Below are 23,462 nucleotides of genomic sequence, written 5' to 3'. Positions count from 1 at the left end.
GCTATTCACTCTTAAAATAATCTTGATGTCATTCCCGCCTACGCGGGAATGACATATAAGTGATCAATGTAACAACGTGGTAAAAACAGGAGTCCAGTATAAAGCAAGACAAATTAAATCATTCTTCAAAATTTAAATCGTGACCGATATAAATTCAAATAATCAATATATCCCTTTTGCTAGGAAATATCGTCCAAGTAGCTTTGCTGAGCTGCATGGGCAAGAGGTACTTGTAAAAGTCTTAAGTTATACTATCCTGAATAATCGCCTAGCTGGTGGGTATCTTTTAACAGGTATTAGGGGAGTCGGTAAAACTACATCCGCTCGTATTATTGCTAAAGCGGTAAACTGCTCTGCTTTAATTACTCAAGGTAATGATATTAAGACGTGTGAGCAATGTGTAAATTGCGTTAGTTTCAACAACCATAACCACTCTGACATAATTGAAATCGATGCGGCAAGTAAAACTAGCGTTGATGATATACGCAGAATTATAGAGTCAGCTGAGTATAAGCCGCTGCAAGGAAAGTATAAAATATTTATTATTGATGAAGTGCATATGCTTTCTAAAGGTGCTTTTAATGCACTTCTTAAGACTTTAGAAGAGCCGCCTCCACATGTGATATTTATTTTTGCAACAACCGAAGTGCAGAAAATCCCAGCAACGATTATTTCAAGATGTCAAAGATATGATTTAAAACGTCTTAGCTTTGAAGAAATTTTTAAGCTACTTGAGTATATAGTTAAAGAAGAAAGTCTTAAAACAGATATAGAAGCTTTAAGAGTAATAGCTTATAAATCAGATGGTTCTGCTCGTGATGCGGTATCTATTCTAGATCAGGCAGCTAGTTTATCCGCTAAATCTGATAGTATGATTACAAGACAAGCGATTAATCAGATGCTTGGGCTTGTCGACAATAATGTTATACTAGAATTTAGTGAGTATATAGTTAATAGAGATATCGCAAATAGTATTGCTTTAATAAATAAGCTTTATTCTTCTTCAGTTAACCTTGAAACATTTATAGAATCAGTATCAGAATTTATAGCTTATCTTAATAAGGTGAAAATGTTGCCTAGCTATAGCATGCCATTATACGAGTCGTTTAATGATAGAATTAAGAATATTTTGAGTAAAATTAGTTTCCCGCATTTATCAATTTTATGGCAAATATATAGTAAAGGGGTAGCGGAAATCAAAATTTTCTATAATCAACTTATTGAAACTGAAATGTTGATTATAAAATCAATATATTCAGTCTCGTTACCATTGGATGATTCACCGAGTGATAATAGAGATTTAAAACAGCCATCTACTGAAGAAATAAAAAAAAAATTTGAAATTGTAGATTTTCTTAAGTATCTTTATGAAAATAATGAGATAGAAATATATTATTTTTTATTGAACAGTATAGAACTTAAAAATTTTTATGATAATAAATTAGAAATTGTGAGTTCTGAGATAACAAGCAAAATAAAGAAACAAATAGAAAATTTATTGTTTACTTTTAGTAATGAAAAAATCGAAATTATAATATTGAAAGAGCAGCAACAAACGACTCTAAAAAGTCAATTAACAGATAAAATTGAGTCAGGTGATGGTTTTAGTTTAATAAAAAAACATTTTCCTGATGCAAAAATTATGGATATTCTACTTAAAAATTAAAGGATAAAATTATGGTAAACTTTAATCAATTTTTAAAACAAGCTCAAACAATGCAGAAAAAAATGCAAGAAGCACAAGAGCAAATGGCAAATACTAGATATACTGGTAAAGCAGGAGGTGGGCTTGTAGAAATTATAGCAACAGGCAAAGGTGAAGTTGAAAAGGTTTCAATAGATGCATCCCTGCTAAAAGCAGAAGAAAAAGAGATGTTGGAGGATTTAATTAAAGTCGCCTTTAATGATGCAAAACAGAAATGTGATGCAGATTCACAAAATTCTATGTCAGGTGCTTTAAGCGGTATGAGTTTGCCACCAGGTTTTAAAATGCCTTTTTAATTTAAACTACTGGACGCCGTGGTCGAGCCACGGCATAACATTTGATATCTAATTAATTATTTTAGCTTTTCAATCTCTTCTTTAGGTAACTTCGTTATTTTTATAATCGCTTCTAAAGCAATAATTTCTTTTTTCATCTTTTTAGCTAGAGTAATTTTCTCTTTTTTTCTTCCATCTTGTTCCCAGCGGCGTGCTAAACTTCCCATAATATTTACTCCTAATTCAGGATTTAAATGTGGTTTAAGTATTTTTTCTAATTCTATTTTATCAGGCATTAATATTATCTTGTAACTAATAGGAAAGCATTATATATAAAATTTTCTATTATAAGTATATATCTAATAAAGAGTAGATAAGTGATTTATAAACTTAATAAATAATTATTGTAGTGTTTAATTAAAGTCATATAGTTTTGTTGTTTGGCAATAACAGGATATAGAGCTATATAAATATTATTATTAGAAGATGAGATAGCTGTTGTAAGGTTGTTCACTATAGAGGGTATATCGTAATTATAAGCTACTAAACGCACAGAAGTAATATTATACTTTAAAATAAAATCTGAAGCTTTCTTAATATAATCGTCTTCCGACATTATTTTATTTGGAGCAAGTATCACTTGCTGTTCTAGAACGTTATTTTCTTTTAGTAGATTTTTTAGCTGATCGGAAGTTTCAATGCCGGTAATAAATAATATAGGTGCATATCCAGCTTTTAGTAAAGCAATTCCGGTTTCAATTTTGTGTCCTCCGCCATGACACTCTCCCTAAGCAGGCTTTTTATTAAATACGTTTTTTTGTGCTTGCTGTGCCATATTCTGCATGTTAGAAGAAGCTTGATGAACATTTTCAGAAATATTTTTGTTTACTGCTTCTAATATTTTTGCTGAAGATTCATAGGCAATATTTGCAATCTCTTTAGCATTATTCATAGATGTTTCATAAATAGATTTAAAACATTTTTGGTGACAATCGCTAGCTTGCTTAAAATCATTAGTACCCATTGCTTCTTTAGTAGAATTCAAAATGGTATTAACATTATGTTGTATCATTTCGGAGTTTTTCTTAAGCAAATTTTGCATGCTTTCAGTAGCTATTTGATTTGTTGTTACTAAAATATTTAAAGCTCTTTGCATTGTTCCGGTGGTAGATGAAAAATCTATATTAGGCATATTTTTTAAAGAACTCATATAAAGTTCAGGATTCATATAAGATTTCATAAAATCTAAAAATTGTGTATTATTTAACATTATTTTTCTCCTAAAAATAAATTAAACTTTGTAAAATATAAGTGACTGTGTGTTTTGTGGGTTTGTTAAGAACCCTTAACCCATTAGTCCATGCTAACATTTATAAAATTACGCGTCAATAATTGTTAGATGGTAAGTTAATATTAAAATTAGTTAAGCTTTATAAATGTTAGATACACAAACACAAGAATTAATAATTAAGTGGCAAAAATACCTCAGCTTGCAAAAAAATTACTCTAATCATACCATGATTTCCTATAATAATGATCTTAAACATTTTCTTGAGTTCATGAATTATTATAATTCGGATATCGTCACAATGGATTATATTAGGGCAGCAGATATAAGATTGATGCGAAGTTGGCTTGCTAAAAGAAAATATGATAATTTTGTTACTTCATCAATTGCTCGTGGTTTATCTGCCATAAAGAATTTTTATAAATTTTTAGAAAAGACGGCTGAATTACATAATCATGTAGTTTTTTCTATTAAATCTCCCAAAAAAAGTAAACTACTGCCAAAAGCCTTATCTGAAGAAGAGGTAAATATATCACTTGATCATATTGAAGAATATGGAAATAGTCAGTGGATAGAAATTAGAAATAAAGCATTACTTGTTCTTATATATGCTTCAGGTTTACGAATATCTGAAGCCTTATGGATTACAAAGCTTCATTTACAAAATTTAGAATTTATAAAAATAATGGGTAAAGGGAATAAAGAGAGAATAATTCCTTGGCTTGCTATTGCTAGAAATTTGATCACAGAATATTTAGAAAAATTACCATATGAATTAAAAGATGATGAACCAATATTTAGAGGGAAGCAAGGTAAGAAATTGCAACCTACTGTATTTAACCGTGAGTTAATTAAGTTGAAACGGTTTTATGGTTTACCTGAGCATTTAAGTGCTCATTCATTTAGGCATAGTTTTGCCTCGCATTTACTAGAAAATGGGGCAGATTTACGCTCTATTCAGGAGCTGTATAAAAGTTTATCAACTACACAAAGCTATACAAAAACAAGTATAAAGCATTTAGAAACGGCATATGTTACCGCACATCCAATCAAAAAATAAAATATTATTTAATATTAACAATCTTCTTGCGTTAATTTTAAGTTATATATTATTTTAATTTAAAACCTTATAAGTATAGGTACTAAATAGATAATATTGAGATTTATGAATATGTTTAAAATTACTACATTGCCTGAAGAATATAAGCCGTCTAAAGACGAAGAATATATGTGTAAAAATCACTTAGAATATTTTAGACAAAAACTTTTAAAGTGGAAAAATTCTTTACTAAGTGAATCTCAAGAAACTTTAAATCATCTAAAAGAAGAAAATTGGAATGAATCAGACCCTAATGATCGTGCTACTACTGAAACAGAAACTGCTTTCGAACTTCGTACTAGAGACAGATATCGTAAGTTATGCGAAAAAATAGAGCAAGCATTAAAGCGTATTGAAGAGGGTGAATATGGTTATTGTGAAGAAACAGGTGATCCGATAGGTATAAAAAGGTTAGAAGCACGACCAATAGCTACATTATGTATTGAAGCACAAATGCGGCATGAAAATTATGAAAAAAATCATTTAGACGAACCGCGGGGGTAAGTAAGTGAAATTGATTAATTATAATGTTACCCCGTGATTTATTCACGGGGTCCAACTTAACTAATCCTAGTTTATTGCAATGATTTTAGTTTGTCTAATACTTCCTGAGCATGTCCTTTAGCATTGACAGAACGCCAAATATGCCTAACAATACTTTCCTTATCAAGTAAGAAAGTGGCTCTATCTATGCCCATATATTTTTTACCAAACATTGATTTCTCTACCCATACCCCATATTGTTCGCATAAATTTGAATTTGCATCTGAAGCTAAATCAAATTCTAAGCAATATTTTTCTTTAAACTTATCATGAGAGTCGAGTTTATCTTTTGAAACCCCGATAATTACTGCATTAAGCTTATCAAATTCTGGTTTTAACTTATTGAAATCTTGTGCCTCTAAAGTACATCCCGGTGTGTCATCTTTTGGGTAAAAATATAGTACCACAAATTTGCCTTTTAAATCAGATAGTTTAATTACTTTCTCTTTCCCTATATGTAAAGAGAAATCATGAGCTTTTTTCCCTATTTCTAATGTCATAAAATTTCCATGTTTAATTATTAAGTTCAGAGGACTTAACTTAGTTAATCATCTTATATTAAAATATGCGTTTTTAAAATTATTTTTTATCATATTGCTTTTTTTATCGGATTATTTATTATGTAAATACAAAATATCTAGGTTTAATTTTTATTAACTATTTTCAAAAAAATAGTAAGAAATTTGAATGATATAATATAAACAATAACATTAATGATCGGAGAATATCATGAAAAAAAATTTTAGTAACATTTGCAACTGCTGCTACATTATTAGTAACCCCTAATGCTTTTGCTGATGATGCTACAAAAAGTGAAATACAAGCACAAGAAGTAGCTCAGGAACAAACAAAAACAATTGCTCAAAAATTAGAAAAGCTAAAAGAAAATTTAAAAGATTTAGCAAAAAATGGTAGCGAAAAGTTTAATCAAACTTTAAGTGATACTTATAATCAAATGTCACAAGCTATTGCAGAAATAAAAGATGAAAAAGGTAAAGAGCTATAAAAAGCTTTAGATGATGCTAATGAAAAAATCGAAGAATATAAAAAAGCTGGTACTAAACAACAAGAACAAATGCATCAAGCTATTATTGATAAATTAGATGCGTTAAATAAAAATATTAACGAACACAACGAAGAAAAAGCAAAATCATAAGTAATTTATTTCTAGTTGGACCTAGTTCCCAAGCCACGGGGTGACAGCGAGAAATAATCTCTACGCAGGAATGGCATAAAAACCGGCTAATTACATATATTTGACTTTAATAAGTTAAGCATGCTATAAGTTAATTACACTCATATAATTGATTCGTATGCTATGACTATTACTAAAGAAAAAATTGCTTTTATGCTAAACGCTAAATTAGGCTTTTCAAAAAGCTTATGCGAAGAGATAGTTAATGCAGTTTTTTCTAATATTTTAGAGATCGCAAAAGAGCAGAAATTAACTTTAAAGAACTTTGGTAGTTTTGAAGTTAAGCATAAAAATTCTCGTCCTGGAATAAATTTTCATACAAAATCTCAAATCACTATAGAGCCGAAAAATATATTACGTTTTGTCCCCTCTGCTAAGTTAAAAGCTTTGATTAATGAAAATGACTAAAAAAAATATTATTCAGCTAGCGAAATAACCAAGCTTTTAAACATTGCTTTATACCAATTAAGGTATTTAGAAACAAAAATTTTAGGCTTATCTAATTACAAAATAAAAAATAGAAAATATTACACTGCGAATGATTTTGAATTATTTCAAAAGCACTTAAACATTGATCAAAATATTTCTAGTTCCTTTCCAAATGTTAATATTAATGATAATATAGATATACTGCTTATTAATTTCAATAATTTATCCCTCCAAATAAAAAAATCCTTGCCGATGATTTTAGATCGTGTGTATTGTATTATAAATTTAATATTATATTCTAAGCAACTATGACTTTAGAGAAAGCTGTAAAACCTGTAATTATAGGCATATCAGATACTAAATTAACTGATAAAGAAAAAGCATTGTTACATGAGCATAGTCCGCTAGGGATAGCTTTATTTGCACGAAATATCAAAACAGATGAAAAAGGAAAGCAAAATAAAGAAGCCCTTGCTCAGCTTATCACTGATATAAAAGAAATATTAGGGGAAAATTCTATTATTGCTATAGATCAAGAGGGTGGTAGGGTACAAAGGCTTACAAAACCAACTTTCTATAATGCACCTCCTGCTAAAGATTTTGGTGATTTAGCAAAAGATCAAGGATTAGAAATTGCAATAGAAAAATGTAAACAAAATTACAGTAATATAGGTAAAGAACTTAAAGCACTTGGTATTAATTTAGATTTTGCACCGGTAGGCGATATAAGCCATAAAGGAGCTCATGATGTTATAGGTAATAGAAGTTTTGGTGCAGAGCCTGAAATAGTTGTGCCTTTATGTATAGCAGCTTTAGAAGGTTTACAGCAAGAAAAGGTAAAAGGTTGTATAAAACATATGCCAGGGCATGGTAGAGCTAAAGCTGACAGCCATAAAGAATTGCCACAAGTAAACGCTAGCATAGAAGAGTTAAATGAAACAGATTTTAAAGTATTTAAAGAGTTAGCTACTTTTAATAAAATTAAACTTGCCATGACGGCACATATAGTTTACAAGTCTATCGATGCTAATAATCCTGCTACATTATCACCAAAAGTTATTAAATATATTAGAAATGAAATCGGCTATAAAGGTCTTATTATTTCCAATGCAATAGAAATGAAAGCATTAAATGGCGACATGAAAGATATTGCTAAAAAAGCTTTAGAAGCAGGAGTAGATATAGTTTTAGAATGTACTGGTAAGTTAGAAAATATGGTTGAAGTATTAGATAGTGTGTCTAAAATATCTATAAATAAATTCGCTAATTTACTACTAAACTAACATGTATAAGTTGCTTTAAGGAAACTATTTTATTAACTTAAGTTAAATTTAATTAAACAATATATTGAAAAAACTTGTTTTTAATATTAATTTTTTTTAAATTTTTAGTTAAAGAATTAATTTTATTAGTTTTCTTAATATTTAGGTATGATAGCCTTATAACTTTAGTTTGAAAGCATTATAAGCTATTTACTAATAATTAAAGTTAAGAAATTCTTTTGTATATTTATTTAGTAAGTGGGAGAAAAGTGCTTGATTTACGATATAATTAATATAATTAAAGAGGACTTGCATAAAGCCGACATAGAGAACAAGATATTTATGCGTCTTAAAGAACCTTACTCTGTTCTTAAAAAAATGAAAAGAAAAGAGGTAGCGGTTCATGAATTGAAAGATTTAATTGCATGTAGAATTATTGTTAAGTCTAAGGATCAATGCTATAATACTCTAGATATAATAAAGGATTCCCCGCATCTATCATTATTGCATACCAAAGATTATATTTGTAGACCGAAAAATAATGGTTATCAATCTATTCATAGTATAATGCAGCTTCAATATTCTAAACGTAAATTTGAAATACAAATAAGAAGCGAAGAAATGGATAGAGATGCCGAACTTGGTAGAGCAGCCCATCTAAATTATAAAGCTGAACAAGATAAGCATTTAAAAAAAGTTTTTGATATTGCTAATGATAAAATATTATATAGAGCTAGACAAATGGTAGAAAGCTTTAAAGGTCTAGAAGAGCAAATTATAGAATATGAAAAAGAAATTATGCGTGTTTGGCATACTAGATATGATGAAATGCTGAAATGGGAAAGTGAGGCTAAGTTATTAATATTTAGCCAAGAATAGATATATACTTCTTTTCTTTCAAAAGTTAGTATTAACATACTCCTTTTGAAAGAAGTTTGTAATAATGAGTATTCTAGATGGAAAGCGGTTCCCATCTAGAATACGAATTTAATTTATTCATTAGCGGTATATATCGTTATCATTTTTCTCGCAATAACTTTTTCCCATCTCCAAAATCACAAAAATATCATAAATTTGACCCCTGAAAGTTTTATTAACAACAATAAAACTTAATAATTTATTAAGTTAAATTTCGTGATAAAAATATTACATTAGTTAAAACTTTATTAATAAAATATAACGCTTCTTTGTAATTGATTATTACCTATAATACTAGTTGATCAGGTAGTTTAGAGGAATTTCCTAACAATTTTTAGTTTTTTTTACGTTAGAAAATAAGCTTTTTTGTTTAATTCCAAATACTAGATTTTAACTTAAGAAATGGGAAAAAATCATGGCTCAAAAACCAAATTTTCTAAAAAGATTAATAAAAACAATTTCTACTGCAGCTTTTATCGCAGCTGTCTCAAGTTCCGCTATGGGTGCTGGTGTTCAAAAAACTGTTAATGTTCCAACAGCAAGTTTTGGTACTGGAACAGATTGGCTTCCTGCTGTTGCTGTTGGGAATGGTGATTCCCTTTTATATAGTGCAACAGGCAACACGATAATAGGTAACGTTAATAATACTGTAACTATCAATAATAATGGTATTAACTCCATTTTACAAATAGGAACTGCTACTGCTGGTAATACTGTTGGAGTTGCAGGGGTTGTAGGTAGTAAGCAATTAACTATCATGATGATGAATGAAGCCTCTAATCTTATTTTAGGACCTAATGGTGTTACTGCTGGAAATTTTGCTGTTGCTGGTGAAGTTGGTAGTTATGTTGGTTTATTAAATATAAATTTTTCCAATACAAATTCTAATGTGTCAATTGAAACTGATGGCTTTACTTCAGATGTTACTTTTATTAGTAGTGGAGGTGTTAATGGTACTATTACCCTTAATGCAAAAGGTGTAACTCTTAATGGTAATATTACGAATCTTAAAGCTATTGATTTAAATAGTAATAACTTAACATTTGGCGGTAATAATATTCAATTATTAGCTAATGGCAGTGCTATAACTTTTAGAGCTAATGAGCAATTAACTCTAACTAGTGCAGCTGATATAGAAATTAATAGTAATATAGTTGTAACTAATGATCAGCAAGGTTCTATAGATGCAAGTGGTTTAGAAAGTGGGCAAGGTTTAGTTATTAAGGGTGATATCGGTAATTATTCAACATCTGTAAGACTTGGACAGTTCAATATTGGTTCATCTGCAACTGATTTTAATGCTGGTAATGCTGCTATTGATAACTTAATTTTTGGAAATGACGGAATAGCATTATTCGCTTACAATAACTATTTAATAACCAAAACTACAAATGCTAGCGGTCAAGGTACAATAATATTTAGACCTGTAGTTGCTGACAATACAAATCTTGTAGCTGGTACGAATTTGGGTAGTGCAGATAATCCACTTGCAGAAATTAATTTTGCTGCTCCAGCTGGTACTAATACAGATACTATATCTTAACGTTGGTCAAGGTGTTAACTTATATGCTACTGAAATTACTACTGCAGGTGTTAACACTGGTTCATTTAACTTTAATGGTGGCGGAACAAGTATAGTAAGCGGTACTGTTGGTACGGATGCTAATAAATTTAACAGTATAACATTAACTAATAATACTACTGTAAAATTCACAGATGATGTTATTTCTAATGGTACTACTACAATCGGTGGTAATTCTACCTTACAAATTGCCAATGATTATATTGCAGATTCTATCCAAGGTAATGCTGCGGGTGATACAGGTACATTACAATTTGTTAATACTAAGGGTATTCTTGTAGCGTTAAAAGGTAATCCTAATCCTGATAACGCTTTAGCAGCATTACAAGTTTCAGGTAGTGCTGATGTAGCTATAAATGGTATCGTAAATGTTAACGGTGAAATTAGTCTTGGTGTAAATGTTTTAGGATTTACAGACGGTACTTCGACATGGGGAAATGATACGACTATTTCTACTACTTTGACATCAGATGAAGTTATGGGTAATATCGTTATCAGTGGTGCAGCAGAAGTTAAGGTTGCAGGATTGAAAACCATTAAGGTACAAGATAATGCGAGTATAGACTTTATCGGTACAAGAGCCTATACTTTAATCCAAGGTAAGATTAGTGCTGTTAATGATGACATTGATCCTAACGTAGTTGGAACTAATCGTTATGTAATTTATGGTTTAATCGATAATAATGAAACATTAGTAACACGTACCATTGATATCGATAATATAGAAAATATACTTAATAATGATATTAGTGGTAATGGTAATCCAGTTATACGTCATAACCTTGTAACATTCTTAAATACAAATAATACTGGTAATGCTGAACAAGCATATAACAATATCCTTTTAGCACAGAATACTAATGATGCAGCTACGTCGTTTGCTGCTACTCTTACCGATACAAGTACATCTGTTAATAATATAAACATAAATGTAGCGAAAGAAGAGCAGGGTTTAATTGGTTATAGATTAGATGAGCTTAGATATCTTTGTACTCCTGAAAGTGATAAAATGGCATCAAGTGAAGGTGGTGTCGCTGCGGGTGATGAACCTATTGACAATGTAGCTTATGGTGTATGGTTTAAACCTTTATATGTAGATACGCATCAAAGCGAGAAAGGTGGTGTAGCAGGTTACAAAGCTAGAACTGTTGGTACTGTAATCGGTTTAGATACTCTAGCTAATGATAATTTAATGATAGGTGCTGCTATTGGTCTTGCTAAAACTGATGTAAAACACCAAAATTATAAAAGAGGTGACAAAACCACTATTGATAGCTTATCATTCTCTCTATATGGTGCTCAGCAACTTGTTGCTAACTTCTTCATCCATGGTAATGCAATATTCAGCGTGAACCAGGTAAAGAATAGAAGCCAGCGTTATGTATTCGATAAGAACGGAAATAGAAATACACAAATTGCTTCTGCTAATTATAGCAATATGACATTTGGTGGTAATTTTATGGTAGGTTATGACGCTAGTTTAATGGATGGTTTATTAGTCACTCCAATGGCAGGTCTTAGTTACTTAAAATCATCAGATGAAAGCTATAAAGAAAGCGGTACAACATTTGCAAACAGACAAGTTTATAGTAAGTTTAGCGATAGAACTGATTTCATAGGCGGTGCTAAATTAATGGGTTACACCATGAATCTAGCCGATCTTATAGTATATCCAGAAGCTCACGCTTTTGTGATTCAGAAAATAGGTGGTAGATTATCTAAAACACAATATCAGTTAGAAGGACAAGTAAATCCATATATTACTCCATCAGATAAAACAGCCAGAACAACTTACAATCTAGGTTTAAGTGGAACAATAAGACCAGATACTAAAATGGAATACGGAATCGGTTACGATTTAAACATTGCAAAAAAGTTTATTTCGCACCAAGGTACTCTTAAAGTCCGCCTAAACTTCTAGTATACCTTTGATACTTCAAGATTTGAAAGCCAAATTTCGGGATTCGCCACGTACTATTTGTACGCTCCGCAGGCTCACCACTTATTTGACTTCCAACTCTTAAAGTATCTGCGGTATACGTAGATACAACTTCAAAAATTGGCTACATCGTCTTAATATATTTTTTAGAAAAAGTCCTCTTTGAAAAAAGGGGGTTTTTTTATTTAAAATAATTTTAAAAGAAGTGTATAATGATACGAAGAAACATAATTTTTTAGTATGATTAAACTTCTATATCCTAAATTTTGGCAAAAGCGGAATATTATAGCTTATATATTATTCCCTATAAGTTGGATATATCAATTTCTAAGATTTTTGCGGCATGTTTTTGCACGTCCCGTTATATTACCTGCTAAAGTTATTTGTGTCGGTAATTGCAGCGTAGGCGGTACTGGTAAAACGCAGATAGTTATGTATCTAGCTAATTTACTGAAGACCCAAAATATAGATTTTGTTATAGTCACTAAAGCTTATGGTAGTAACCTTAAAGAAGCAACTATCGTAAAAGCAGAGCATAGCACTCTAGAAGTAGGGGATGAGTCTGTAATACTTGTAAAGCACGGCACAGTTATTGCTACTAAAAATATTAAGCAAATTTTACCTCTGATTCGTGAACTTAAGCCAAGTATAATAATAGTTGATGACTTCCTACAAAATCCTTATTTTCATAAAGATATCACTATAGTTTCTGTAGATAGACAAAGGCTTTTCGGGAATGGATTTTTAATTCCTGCAGGTCCATTAAGAGAATATCCAAATAGAGCTTTAAGTGTTGCTGATTTAATTTTTTTAGTAGGTAATAATTCTGATGAAATACCAGTTAGCTTAGCTTCTTATGCAAATAAGTTAATACAAGCACAAATAGTAGCTTCAAGCGATATAGACAAAAATAAAAATTATTTTGCTTTTAGCGGTATAGGTAATCCTGAACGTTTCTTCCTTACCTTAAAAAATCATGGTTTGAATATAGTAGGGTATAAAATATTTCCTGATCATTACAATTATTTACAAGCAGATTTAGAAAATTTATATCTACTTGCTAAAATAAATAATGCTACTCTTATCACTACGAGAAAAGATTATGTTAAGATTGGTGATTCGAGTGATATTATTGTATGCTTAGATGTGAAGTTATCTATTAATAATCCTAATTTACTTTATGAAAAAATTTTTAAAAAAGATTAGATATCTAATTGAGTATGCTGTGGTTGTTATTTTTTTGAAGATAATTGGCATATTTGGTATAGATAAAGCAGCGGATATTTGCAGCTTTATAGCTCGCAAAATTGGTATATTATTTGCTGTTAATAAAATTGCCAGACGAAATATTAAAGCTGTCTTCGGTGATGCGTTTGATGTAGAAAAAACTATAGACCAGACTTGGGATAATTTCGGTAGGTTCATAGGCGAGTTTGCTTATATTAATGAAATGGATGAGTTAGAGCTAGAACGCCGGATTGAGATAATAGGTTTGGAAAATATTAAAAAGCTGAAAGGGCAGCCTTTTTTGTTTTTTACTGGTCATTTTGCTAATTGGGATATTGCTGTTAAAATTATTCATAAAATTTATCCTAAATTTGCTGTAATTTATCGTAAAGCTAATAATCCTTATGTTAATAAACTGATTAATGAGAGTCGTGCTAGTTCTAAGCTAAGACTTATTCCTAAAGGACCAGATGGTAGCAGAGCTTTAGTTAGAGCAATTAAAGAGCGTGAATCTATTGCTATGCTTGTTGATCAGAAAATGAATGATGGCATCGAAGTAACTTTTTTAGGTTATCCTGCCATGACTGCTAACGCTATTGCTAAAATAGCTTTACAGTATGGATATCCGATTGTGCCATGTCAAATTGTTAGGACTAAAGGTAGTTATTTTAAGTTAATAATCCATCCAAATTTAACCTGGGAGCAAACAGGCGATAGTAAAACAGATTGCTATAATATCATGCTTAATATTAACCAAATTTTAGGAGATTGGGTTAAGCAAAATCCTAGCCAATGGTTCTGGTTTCATAACAGATGGAAAAAAATATAGTGAATTAAGGGACGCCATTGCGAGTATAATACTGGACAGTTTTATTATTATAGGGATATTAAATGGCTTCCAAATCATCATTGCGAGGAGCGAAGTTTTGTTGCAATCGTAGGAAATAATGATGAGATTGCTTCGTCAAAACTTATAGTTTTTCCTCGCAATGACGAGGCTTTTTTAATGTCCCCCTTCGGGGATCAAAAATCCCTCGCCTTTAGGCGAAGGGAAGATATAATGAAATTGCTTTAGCAATGAATTTATATCAAGAAATATGAGAAGTTATAGAAAGAATAGTCATAGTCAGTATGATTTAAAAGTGCATCTTATATGGATACCAAAATATAGGAAGAGAATATTGATAGGCAAAGTATCGGAAAGGACTAGAGATTTACTGAGGCAGATTTGTATGGAACATGAAGTACATATAATTTCAGGGAAAATATCATGTGATCACGTACATATGTTTATCTCATATAAGCCGCAAATATCTCTTAGCAAGTTAGTACAGTATTTAAAAGGCATTAGCTCAAGAATTTTATTGCAAGAATTTACTCATTTACGAAAACAATTTTGGGGCAATCATTTGTGGGATAGGGGCTATATGGCAGTCAGTTCAGGTAATATAACTGATGAAATGATACAGCACTATATTGATGAACAGGAAGGTGAACCTGTGAATGATGATCGATTTCTAATCGATTCCACTTTATAACCCCTCAGCTTATAGCTGAGGGTTGTTTAGTTCCCTGAAATATCCCTTCTTTACCAAATATTTCAGATGGATCACTTTGTGATAGTATTTCTGATACTAATTTTTCTATAGCTGGATTTGATACTTTGTTATTGTTCTTCATATTAGCTCCATGTAAGTTGTTTATGTTATTTTTATTCTTAACTATTTTTACAACTTACACAAACTTCCTGACACCCTCATTTAATGGCAATTTAGCTTTAGTATTTCTATACTTCTTGGATGCTGTTCCCCAAATTTTTCTATATGATGATCACGGAAATTTTTATAAAAAGATTTGAGAGGTACATGACAACTTGCTTTAGCTGCGTTTAAGTACATAATACTTATTTTCTCTATATTTTTCATATTTTCTCGGTAGTTATTCCAATATATATTTTCTGCAGTAGTATAAGCCGTAACTGCTTCCTGATATTTATTGAGGCTAGTTAATGCATCCGCTTCGGCAACAAATGCCAAAGCTAAAAATATATCAGGTGAAGCAGCAACATCTTTATTTGATCTATTTGGATCTTTGAGGAAAGCTTCCACAGCTTTTTTAGCATATTCTAAAGCTTCGTTAGTATTTCCAAGTCCTAGCTTTACTATAGACATTTGAGTATAAATACGTCCATATATTTGATATTCTTCTTTTTCTTTAGATTTCTTCATCTTATATACTTCCTCTAGTAAAGGAAGAGCTTCTTTATACTTTTTAAGGCTGTTTAATATATCCACTTTAATTAAGTATAAGCCAGTAAGAAAGGAATCCTGAGGCTTCATACCATTACTAATACAAGCATTTATCGTAGTATCAATTTGTTCTAATGCTTCATCATATTTACCCTGAGTATCAAATAATCTAGATTTTGCATAATCTAACGTTGCAGCATCTGTTTTATCTATTAGCTTTTGATTAAACATATTTTGCATTATTTTGATATTTTCTTCTGCTTCCTTTAGATTCCCTAGTTGAATATTAGATATAGCTAAACCAAAAATTATATTACTTTTTGAGGTTTCATATCCTTTAACATCTTCAAATATTTTTCTAGCTTTTACATCATATTCAATTGCTTCTCTCGCTTCTAATCGGTTTAAATAATACGACCCTATGCGTCCTAGATAAGTAGCATAAGCTCCTTTCTCGTCATTATCCATCATCAATAATTTAAAATTATTTTCTTTTTCGTTTTTATCAAACCAGTCAACTAATATTTTTGCTCTGGTTATATCGCATGCAGTAACATATTGTATTAACAGATTTAGTTTTAACCCTAAAATTTTATATATTGAAATATTATAATTTTCTGCATTTTGGGTAATTATTTCAATATTGTCCAACACAGTTTTATTTTTTCTAAAAACATTTCCTTTTATTAAACTTTTAGGGATAGTATTTAAAAGATTGGTGATAAGTTGATTGAGATTTTCTTTATTATCATTTTCATTAATCTGTAATATTTTTTCAACTATAACATCATGCATTTCAAATGTTGGATTATCTTCATTTGGCTCAATATTAGTGATTAAAGCAAATTTGGAAATATTATAAATGTCATCATCTAAATGATCTTTATCCGAGGTGATAGAAATTAGAAATTCTTTTGAAAAACTTTGATTGTTAATTAAGGCTATTTCATTTAGTAATTTTCGAGCAGAAGGGCTTAATTCATTGATAGCAAGTTCAATATTTAGCTCAATTTTATCATCAGCCTCTTGTATTTTTTTCTTATATTCGTTTAAACTTAAACCTTGTACCTGATTCAATATTTGCGATCCTTGAACCATAAGAATTGGATAACCTTTAAATTCTTGGGCTAAAAATTCTATCGATTCTGGATTATTACTTTCTAAAATATTTTCTACAAGCATTTTAGATTCTTTTTCCTCAAAAGCACTAATTTGGCACCGTCAAGTTAAGTAAATTAGTGTCACAAAGTACTATATTTTTATATTTCAGACAGCAAGAAGTCTTTGAGTAGCTTCATCCCAAATGGATTTAGCGGACGCAAATGCAATTCTTTGCTCAGATGCTGTTTTAGTATATCTTCCAACATTTACAGCAAATATATTTCTGACTTTTCCCATCAGTGATAATGTACATTGTGCTGAATTAGGATGCTTAAATTTAATCAGTATCTTCTCTTTTCTCCTAGTTGGCTGATGGGCATTCTCAATCCGATTATTTAGTCTTTTATCGGTACGATGCTTAGTCCTAGGACACATATACCTAACTGGTTTAATGTAGCTTTTTAGCTTATCAGTCACAATAACCCTTGGACATGGATAATTACCCAATAATCTTGATAAAAAGCGAATAGCTGATTTCTTGTTACGACGCTTCTGCAGTAATACTTCTAATTCATGTCCCTCAGAGTCAACAGCTCTCCATAATATGAATACTTCACCTTTGATCTTGATATTCATCTCATCCAAATGCCATTTATCAGTTGGCTTTCGCTCTCTCTTACTAATAACATCTTGAAAATAAACTACAAACTTATAACACCAAAACCTTACAGTCTCATGACTTAATATAATACCTCGATAAGCCATCTGCTCTTGAACATCTCGGTAACTATTATTAAAGCGATGATATAACCATACTGTATGGCTAATAATGCTTGCTGGAAAACGATGTCTATTCGGGGCTTGAGTAATATGCATAGCGGTAAAATCTAGGATAAATTGTTACTGCTATTCTATAAATCATTCCCTGTAATTGCTCAATACTTAATTTATACCTCCCTTAACTTGACGGTGCCGCTCAAAATTATTCAACTTTTACAAAGGCTAAAAATACTCTTTTAAATATAGTTAATTTTAAAAATAAGGACGAAATATCATCGCAATTTATGGGGGTACTGATTAATTTAGAGTATATTTTTAAGCCTGTTATAGATTTTAACTATAATGTTGCAACTTTTAATCATTTTATGCATCATAAGCCTTCAGTACCAATTTTACCTGATATAAATACACCTATTAATAACTTTAAGCCTTTACTACCTCGTATAACCTTACCTAGAGATATAAATGAAACTTCCTCATTTAGAGATCTAGCACTCCTGGACACAAGCGTAAAACAAATAGTATTGAATATAATAATACAAAGAAACATAAAACTATCAGTAATGACTCACATCATAATTTATATTCATCTATTGAAAATAAGAGATTAGATAACGATCTAAACTCTACAAGCAAAACAACAACTACTACCTCATATAATGAGTTAAATAAATCACTTATTGCATTTTCTAATAAAATAATGCATCTATAGATGAAGATGGAGTAGAGATTGTTTTAAGCGGACATAATTTATAGTTAATTCGCTATTGGTTCTAGTTACCAAACCATAAAACGAGTATAATTTTTTGATTATTTTTAGAAAGATTTAACAAGCTTTTTTTATAAGAAAATTTTTTACTATAAAATTTCGAGTTTTTTCTTCCAATAGATGATATGACACAACAGAAATTATAAAATTGATAATAAAAGCTATTATAACTACAAAATGAAAGCTAATATCTGGATAATTCTGAATTAATTTCTTTCCGACTTCCATCGCAACAAATTGCCATAGATAAAAAGAATAACTAATTTTTCCTAAATATTCCATAATTTTATTATTATAAAACTTGGATTTAGAATGATAGACTATTACTATCCATAATCCAAGCAAAGGAGTAATTATAAACTGTCCGTTCATATACTGATACTGACTTTCACAATTTATACAAATGAAAGCTAATAAAGCTATTATTATTAAATTTATAAAATCAGCAAACTTAACCTTGGTAAAATTTTCTTTTGCAAAATAAAAACCTATTCCGCACATAAAATCAAAAGTTCTAAAAACCGGATTAGCGTATATGTAATCAGATTTGTCTATATATGCATTATAACTTATAAGTACAAGCATAATAGCAACAATAACTAATATCTTTTTTTTACCTTTGTTCTAGTTGTATTTTAACAGTATTTCTTTCTCTGTTGCTTTACAACTTACACAAAATATATGATAGACTCTTTATTTTTATATTATATATAACAAACTTTTTTAATGGCTTCTATTACGTCATCCTCACTAGGTAAAGCTAATTTTTCTAGATTTACTGCATAAGGAAGTGGGACGTCTTTACCGCTTACGATCTCTACCGGTGCATCTAAATAATCAAATGCTTCTTTCATAACGATAGCTGCGATAGTTGCACCGATACTGGCAAAAAACCATCCTTCTTCAACTACAACTAAACGACCGGTTTTTTTTACTGACTCTATTATAGTATCTATATCAAGCGGTTTGATGGTACGTAAATCAATGACCTCGCAATTAATATTATCGCTTTGTAAAATATTTGCAGCATCTAATGCAAGTTTCACCTGAATCGAGAATGTCACTATAGTAACGCTATCACCCTCTTTTAAGATTTTTGCCTTACCAAAAGGGATAGGCTCAACATTTTCAGAAATATCGAAACTGTGACCATATAAAATCTCATTTTCTAAGAAAATAACCGGATTATCGTCTCTAATAGCTGTAATCATCAGCCCTTTATGATCTTCAGCACTATAAGGAGCTACTACTTTGAGCCCAGGTATATGAGCATAACAAGCTGCGTAGTTCTGGCTATGTTGTGCTGCTACTCTACTTGCTGCTCCGTTTGGACCTCTAAATACTATTGGACATCTGACCTGACCGCCGGACATATAATGTGTTTTAGCAGCTGAGTTAACTATATGATCCATTGCTTGCATAGCAAAGTTAAAGGTCATAAATTCAACAATCGGGCGAAGACCTGCAAAGGCTGCTCCAACGGCAAGCCCAGCAAAACCATACTCCGTTATTGGTGTATCGATTACCCTTTTAGGACCAAACTGCTCAAGCAATCCTTGCGTTACTTTATAAGCTCCCTGATACTCAGCGACTTCTTCACCCATGACAAAAACTTTGTCGTCTCTTATCATCTCTTCTTGCATCGCATCACGCAATGCTTCCCGTACAGTTATTTGCATCTTTCTTTTTAGTTAAATTGAATCTTTATATTTAGCATTGGTGTCATCCCGTGGCTCATTAATGTCACCCCGTGGCTTGTATCTTCGGGGTCTTTTGTTATGGACTGTGTCCTAAGATCCCGCTACAAGTGCGCGGGATGACATTTAAAGCTTTATGCTGGATCTAGTTCCCAAGCCACGGGATGACACAGCAATACAAGTAAACCTCGCACATCCTAAATATATATATTGCTATAAAGCTCTTCTTCATTGGGCAGTGGTGAGTTTTCTGAAAATTCCACAGCTTCCTTAATAATCTCTTTAACTGATTGCTCTATTTCTTTTAAATCAGCTTCACTTACATAGTTATTTTCTAATATTATCTTCCGTATTTCAGTAATAGGATCACGTTCTTTATACGTCTCTACTTCTTCTTTACTACGATATTTTGCCGGATCGGACATTGAATGCCCACGATAGCGATAGGTTTTTACTTCTAATATTAGCGGCATACTATTTTCTCTAACATATTCCGCTGCTTGTTTAGCACCATTATACATTTCCTCAAAATCCATGCCATTTAGCTGGAATCCTTTAATCCCAAACGACTCACCTTTTTTATAAAGATCACGCATAAAGGTAGAACGAGCAACCGAAGTACCCATAGAATACTCATTATTTTCGATAATATAAACTACCGGTAAACCCCATAAAGCGGCCATGTTAAAGGCTTCATACACTTGACCTTGATTAACCGCACCATCACCTAAGAAAGTAAAGCAAATATTGTTTGTACCATTATATTTCTCAGCAAAAGCAAGCCCTGTACCTATCGGCACTTGAGCCCCTACTATGCCGTGTCCACCATAAAACTTATTCGGCACGTCAAACAAATGCATCGAGCCACCCTTACCTTTTGAACAGCCTGTAGCACGCCCCATAAGTTCCGCAAGTACATATTTAGGCTCTGTACCTGCTAAAATAATATGAGCATGATCACGATAGCTGGTAACCATACTATCTTCTTTTTGTTTAACCATATCTACAGCAGAAATTACTGCTTCCTGTCCGATATATAAATGACAAAAACCACCTATTTCACCCATACCATATAACTGCCCGCATTTTTCTTCAAAACGCCTAAGCAACAACATATCTTTGAAGCTTTTTATATATTCTTCTTTTACTGGTTTATATTTTCCTAATTTAATATCCACTAATTACTCCTTTAGTATATTGTCATGTTATTGCATAGCTCGTTTATGTTATTCCTGCGTGGCTTTGTTGCGTAGATCAGTTTTTCCTCTGTCATCCCGCGACTTGATCGCGGGATCTCAGGACACATTCTATGGCACAAGATCCCGTAATCAAGTCACGGGATGACAATATAATTGACTGGATTCCCGCCTCCGCGGGAATGACATATAAAATCTATCAAGCAATTAGATGACATCTTAACGTCACAAAATACGGCACATGATCAGAAGGTGGCGTCCAATCTCTTGCTTCTGACAATAAATGTATAGAAAATAATTCATCTTTTAAATTATTACTAACCCAAATATGATCAAGCCGTCTACCTCTGTTAGATTTTTTCCAATCTACGTTTCTATAACTCCACCAAGTATAAAATTTTTCATCAAGTGGCACAAAATGCCTACTACTATCAATAAACTCTAATGAGTTTTGCAATTCTACCAATAAAGAACGCTCAATATCAGTATGACTAATAACATTTTTTAGCTGCTTGCTAGACCATACATCATGCGGGTGTGGTGCAATATTTAAATCACCTGCAATTATAATCTTATCATCTCTGGTGCGGTTATTAATCAGCCATTCTTGCATCAACCTTATATATTCTAGCTTATGTTTAAACTTCGAATTTAGCTCTATGTCAGGTATATCACCACCGGCAGGAACATAAAAATTATGTATCTCAATATTATTAACAGTAGCTGCTATATGCCTTTTATCGCCGTTATATAGCTCAAGCGAAAAGACATTTTGCAGTGGAAGTTTTGAAATAATAGCAACGCCGTTATATGATTCCTGCCCTGAATATATTACATGTTCATAGCCTATATTTTTAATTACTTCAAGAGGAAATAAAGGATCATCTACTTTTGTCTCTTGCAATAAAATAATATCAGGCTGATGTTCATATGCCAATCTTTTTAATAAATCAATACGTAAACGTAGCGAATTAATATTCCACGTAACTATCTTCATTTAGGTTTTATCATCTTTTATAGATGCATTTACTATTGCGTCCCTGAAATAAATTATTCCAATTTGGTTTAGAGGATTTTTTAGATCAATTTTATCTTGCATTTCCTCAGGAATTTTTACCATAGTATTACTTAGTATAGCAAAATAAAGATTATTAGGCAAAATATATCCCATTTCACTCTGCACTCCTAAAGCTTTACCAGAAAAATGAATCATTGTATGTTTAAAATCAAGGTCAGTAATATAGATACCATAGCCCATGTAAGTTTTACGCCCATCTATTTCTTTTGCAGGAAAATACTTAGTAGTCATAAGCTTATAGGACTTTGTAGAAAGAATTTTACCGCTATTTAATGCTCTATACCATTTAATAAGGTCGCTTGGAGTTGATATAATCCCGCCATCAGCACAAGGAAGTGCTACAAAATCAGCAGTTGCAGGAGTAAATATAGGTTTATTACTATTATTTGGCGTTATAAAATATCTTACTGGGTAATTAGAACTAACCACATTTCTTTGAATTCTAGCCACTTCACTATATGAAGCAAAACTAGTAGATTTCATATTTAATGGTCTAAAAAATTCATCTTGAAAAAAATTACATAAATCTTTTTTAGTTACTTTTTCAATAATCATACCAAGTATAACAAAATTAGTATTACTATATTTAAACTTTTTTCCTATAGGTACTTCTAAAGGCTTAGACGCAACATATTGTAATATTTTTTTACGTGCATCTTTTCTAGTCATATTTAAATCAAGTTTCACAAAACTAAAATATTCAGCAATACCACTACTATGAGTTAATAAATTATGAATTGATATTTTATATGCCCAATCTGGTACTTTGCCTTGCCACATTTCTAAATCAATATATTTATATATCTTATCATCGACGTTTAATAATTTTTGCTCTTGTAACCTTAAGATTCCTGCAGCAGTTATAGGCTTTGTAGCAGAAGCGATAGGCATCATTTCATTTGCTTTTAACTGCTCCCCGTTTAAAGCAAAAATTCCTTTAGCTCCGGTTAATAGCTGCTTATAGTCATCGGCAAACATAAAAACAGCATTTACAAACCTATTGCTTATATATTCTTTTTCTGCTTCACTAATTCTTTGCTGAATATCTGCAAAACTATCAACACTATTAATGACTAAAAACACCAATAGTAAAATATAACTACGGAACATAATAACTTTAACTCTATACC

The 23,462-nt window shown here is 31.2% G+C and carries 25 protein-coding genes and 3 pseudogenes; 15 read left to right on the top strand and 13 right to left on the bottom strand.

Features of this window, described 5'->3' with window-relative positions; genetic code table 11:
• Nucleotides 1-139 precede the first annotated feature (139 nt).
• Nucleotides 140-1,666, top strand: a complete 1,527-nt coding sequence (dnaX, locus tag BA173_RS02950; protein ID WP_016948421.1) for a DNA polymerase III subunit gamma/tau — start codon at nucleotides 140-142, stop codon at nucleotides 1,664-1,666.
• An 11-nt stretch (nucleotides 1,667-1,677) separates the two neighbouring features.
• The gene (locus tag BA173_RS02945) at nucleotides 1,678-2,001 is read left to right on the top strand and encodes a YbaB/EbfC family nucleoid-associated protein (RefSeq protein WP_016948420.1); all 324 of its coding nucleotides are present in this window, start codon (nucleotides 1,678-1,680) and stop codon (nucleotides 1,999-2,001) included.
• Between the two features lie 56 nt (nucleotides 2,002-2,057).
• Here BA173_RS02945 and BA173_RS02940 read toward each other — a convergent pair whose 3' ends face one another.
• The 3 genes and pseudogenes from BA173_RS02940 to BA173_RS02930 form a co-directional block, all read right to left on the bottom strand.
• On the bottom strand, nucleotides 2,058-2,276 hold the full coding sequence (locus tag BA173_RS02940) for a hypothetical protein (protein WP_016948419.1): 219 nt from the start codon (nucleotides 2,274-2,276) through the stop codon (nucleotides 2,058-2,060).
• A gap of 86 nt (nucleotides 2,277-2,362) precedes the next feature.
• Nucleotides 2,363-2,752: pseudogene (locus BA173_RS02935) on the bottom strand (YdcF family protein); the annotation flags it as partial.
• A 15-nt stretch (nucleotides 2,753-2,767) separates the two neighbouring features.
• Entirely contained in the window at nucleotides 2,768-3,250 is a 483-nt protein-coding gene (locus tag BA173_RS02930) for a phasin family protein (protein ID WP_068041350.1), read from the bottom strand.
• Nucleotides 3,251-3,416: 166 nt separating this feature from the next.
• On the opposite strand from BA173_RS02930, the gene BA173_RS02925 reads away from it, so the two are divergent.
• Together BA173_RS02925 and dksA are read left to right on the top strand one after the other, a co-directional pair.
• The gene (locus tag BA173_RS02925; RefSeq protein WP_068041349.1) at nucleotides 3,417-4,328 is read left to right on the top strand and encodes a tyrosine recombinase XerC; all 912 of its coding nucleotides are present in this window, start codon (nucleotides 3,417-3,419) and stop codon (nucleotides 4,326-4,328) included.
• A gap of 111 nt (nucleotides 4,329-4,439) precedes the next feature.
• Nucleotides 4,440-4,871 carry an RNA polymerase-binding protein DksA gene (gene dksA / locus BA173_RS02920; protein WP_068041360.1) on the top strand — a complete coding sequence of 144 codons (432 nt, stop codon included), beginning with the start codon at nucleotides 4,440-4,442 and terminating at the stop codon, nucleotides 4,869-4,871.
• Between the two features lie 71 nt (nucleotides 4,872-4,942).
• Here the strand turns inward: dksA and bcp are convergent, their stop codons facing one another.
• Nucleotides 4,943-5,410, bottom strand: a complete 468-nt coding sequence (bcp, locus tag BA173_RS02915; protein ID WP_016948417.1) for a thioredoxin-dependent thiol peroxidase — start codon at nucleotides 5,408-5,410, stop codon at nucleotides 4,943-4,945.
• A 239-nt stretch (nucleotides 5,411-5,649) separates the two neighbouring features.
• Here bcp and BA173_RS08410 point away from each other — a divergent pair.
• The 7 genes and pseudogenes from BA173_RS08410 to BA173_RS02885 all read left to right on the top strand — a co-directional run bounded on the left by BA173_RS08410 (nucleotide 5,650) and on the right by BA173_RS02885 (nucleotide 12,217).
• A pseudogene (locus tag BA173_RS08410) lies at nucleotides 5,650-6,066 on the top strand (hypothetical protein).
• A gap of 162 nt (nucleotides 6,067-6,228) precedes the next feature.
• Nucleotides 6,229-6,513: an HU family DNA-binding protein gene (locus BA173_RS02905; protein WP_068041348.1), complete on the top strand. Its 285-nt coding sequence runs from the start codon at nucleotides 6,229-6,231 to the stop codon at nucleotides 6,511-6,513.
• A 24-nt stretch (nucleotides 6,514-6,537) separates the two neighbouring features.
• The gene (locus tag BA173_RS08405; protein ID WP_083198523.1) at nucleotides 6,538-6,846 is read left to right on the top strand and encodes a hypothetical protein; all 309 of its coding nucleotides are present in this window, start codon (nucleotides 6,538-6,540) and stop codon (nucleotides 6,844-6,846) included.
• The gene (gene nagZ / locus BA173_RS02895) at nucleotides 6,843-7,817 is read left to right on the top strand and encodes a beta-N-acetylhexosaminidase (RefSeq protein WP_016948416.1); all 975 of its coding nucleotides are present in this window, start codon (nucleotides 6,843-6,845) and stop codon (nucleotides 7,815-7,817) included. The genes BA173_RS08405 and nagZ overlap by 4 nt, the downstream gene beginning before the upstream one ends.
• A gap of 252 nt (nucleotides 7,818-8,069) precedes the next feature.
• On the top strand, nucleotides 8,070-8,675 hold the full coding sequence (locus BA173_RS02890; protein ID WP_068041347.1) for a guanosine polyphosphate pyrophosphohydrolase: 606 nt from the start codon (nucleotides 8,070-8,072) through the stop codon (nucleotides 8,673-8,675).
• Nucleotides 8,676-9,129: 454 nt separating this feature from the next.
• Nucleotides 9,130-10,257 (top strand): hypothetical protein, encoded by a 1,128-nt coding sequence (locus BA173_RS08400; protein WP_232505969.1) that lies wholly within the window; start codon nucleotides 9,130-9,132, stop codon nucleotides 10,255-10,257.
• On the top strand, nucleotides 10,187-12,217 hold the full coding sequence (locus tag BA173_RS02885) for an autotransporter outer membrane beta-barrel domain-containing protein (RefSeq protein WP_410528019.1): 2,031 nt from the start codon (nucleotides 10,187-10,189) through the stop codon (nucleotides 12,215-12,217). Before BA173_RS08400 ends, BA173_RS02885 begins: the two co-directional genes overlap by 71 nt.
• Here BA173_RS02885 and BA173_RS08970 read toward each other — a convergent pair.
• Nucleotides 12,217-12,338, bottom strand: a pseudogene (locus BA173_RS08970) (diaminopimelate epimerase); the annotation flags it as partial. The gene BA173_RS02885 and the pseudogene BA173_RS08970 sit on opposite strands and share 1 nt — an antisense overlap.
• A gap of 137 nt (nucleotides 12,339-12,475) precedes the next feature.
• Between BA173_RS08970 and lpxK the strand changes: the two are divergent.
• From lpxK to tnpA, 3 genes are all read left to right on the top strand, one after another.
• Nucleotides 12,476-13,441, top strand: a complete 966-nt coding sequence (lpxK, locus tag BA173_RS02880) for a tetraacyldisaccharide 4'-kinase (protein ID WP_016948606.1) — start codon at nucleotides 12,476-12,478, stop codon at nucleotides 13,439-13,441.
• Entirely contained in the window at nucleotides 13,416-14,291 is an 876-nt protein-coding gene (locus BA173_RS02875; protein ID WP_016948607.1) for a lauroyl acyltransferase, read from the top strand. Before lpxK ends, BA173_RS02875 begins: the two co-directional genes overlap by 26 nt.
• A 268-nt stretch (nucleotides 14,292-14,559) precedes the next feature.
• Complete coding sequence (gene tnpA / locus BA173_RS02865; RefSeq protein WP_095568276.1) at nucleotides 14,560-15,000, top strand: IS200/IS605 family transposase; 441 nt, start codon at nucleotides 14,560-14,562, stop codon at nucleotides 14,998-15,000.
• A gap of 4 nt (nucleotides 15,001-15,004) precedes the next feature.
• Here the strand turns inward: tnpA and BA173_RS08175 are convergent, their stop codons facing one another.
• From BA173_RS08175 to BA173_RS02845, 3 genes are all read right to left on the bottom strand, one after another.
• Complete coding sequence (locus BA173_RS08175; protein WP_198387184.1) at nucleotides 15,005-15,142, bottom strand: hypothetical protein; 138 nt, start codon at nucleotides 15,140-15,142, stop codon at nucleotides 15,005-15,007.
• A gap of 80 nt (nucleotides 15,143-15,222) precedes the next feature.
• Nucleotides 15,223-16,893 (bottom strand): tetratricopeptide repeat protein, encoded by a 1,671-nt coding sequence (locus tag BA173_RS08395; RefSeq protein WP_232505968.1) that lies wholly within the window; start codon nucleotides 16,891-16,893, stop codon nucleotides 15,223-15,225.
• A gap of 84 nt (nucleotides 16,894-16,977) precedes the next feature.
• The gene (locus BA173_RS02845) at nucleotides 16,978-17,688 is read right to left on the bottom strand and encodes an IS6 family transposase (RefSeq protein WP_095568243.1); all 711 of its coding nucleotides are present in this window, start codon (nucleotides 17,686-17,688) and stop codon (nucleotides 16,978-16,980) included.
• A 21-nt stretch (nucleotides 17,689-17,709) separates the two neighbouring features.
• Here BA173_RS02845 and BA173_RS08795 point away from each other — a divergent pair, with 21 nt between their 5' ends.
• A complete protein-coding gene (locus BA173_RS08795; protein WP_257789554.1) occupies nucleotides 17,710-17,832 on the top strand; it encodes a hypothetical protein in 123 nt (40 codons plus the stop codon).
• A gap of 586 nt (nucleotides 17,833-18,418) precedes the next feature.
• Here the strand turns inward: BA173_RS08795 and BA173_RS02835 are convergent.
• The 5 genes from BA173_RS02835 to BA173_RS02815 all read right to left on the bottom strand — a co-directional run bounded on the left by BA173_RS02835 (nucleotide 18,419) and on the right by BA173_RS02815 (nucleotide 23,442).
• Entirely contained in the window at nucleotides 18,419-18,958 is a 540-nt protein-coding gene (locus BA173_RS02835; RefSeq protein ID WP_257008635.1) for an acyltransferase family protein, read from the bottom strand.
• A 107-nt stretch (nucleotides 18,959-19,065) separates the two neighbouring features.
• A complete protein-coding gene (locus tag BA173_RS02830) occupies nucleotides 19,066-20,040 on the bottom strand; it encodes a pyruvate dehydrogenase complex E1 component subunit beta (RefSeq protein ID WP_016947827.1) in 975 nt (324 codons plus the stop codon).
• A 215-nt stretch (nucleotides 20,041-20,255) separates the two neighbouring features.
• Nucleotides 20,256-21,236, bottom strand: coding sequence for a pyruvate dehydrogenase (acetyl-transferring) E1 component subunit alpha (pdhA, locus tag BA173_RS02825; protein ID WP_068041439.1), 981 nt, complete (start codon nucleotides 21,234-21,236; stop codon nucleotides 20,256-20,258).
• Nucleotides 21,237-21,453: 217 nt separating this feature from the next.
• Entirely contained in the window at nucleotides 21,454-22,251 is a 798-nt protein-coding gene (gene xth, locus BA173_RS02820) for an exodeoxyribonuclease III (RefSeq protein WP_016948411.1), read from the bottom strand.
• On the bottom strand, nucleotides 22,252-23,442 hold the full coding sequence (locus BA173_RS02815; protein WP_016948410.1) for a serine hydrolase domain-containing protein: 1,191 nt from the start codon (nucleotides 23,440-23,442) through the stop codon (nucleotides 22,252-22,254).
• Nucleotides 23,443-23,462: the final 20 nt, after the last annotated feature.

This window comes from Rickettsia sp. MEAM1 (Bemisia tabaci) (assembly GCF_002285905.1).
Taxonomy (GTDB): Bacteria; Pseudomonadota; Alphaproteobacteria; order Rickettsiales; family Rickettsiaceae; genus Rickettsia.
This window is presented reverse-complemented; position numbering and strand designations above follow the sequence as displayed.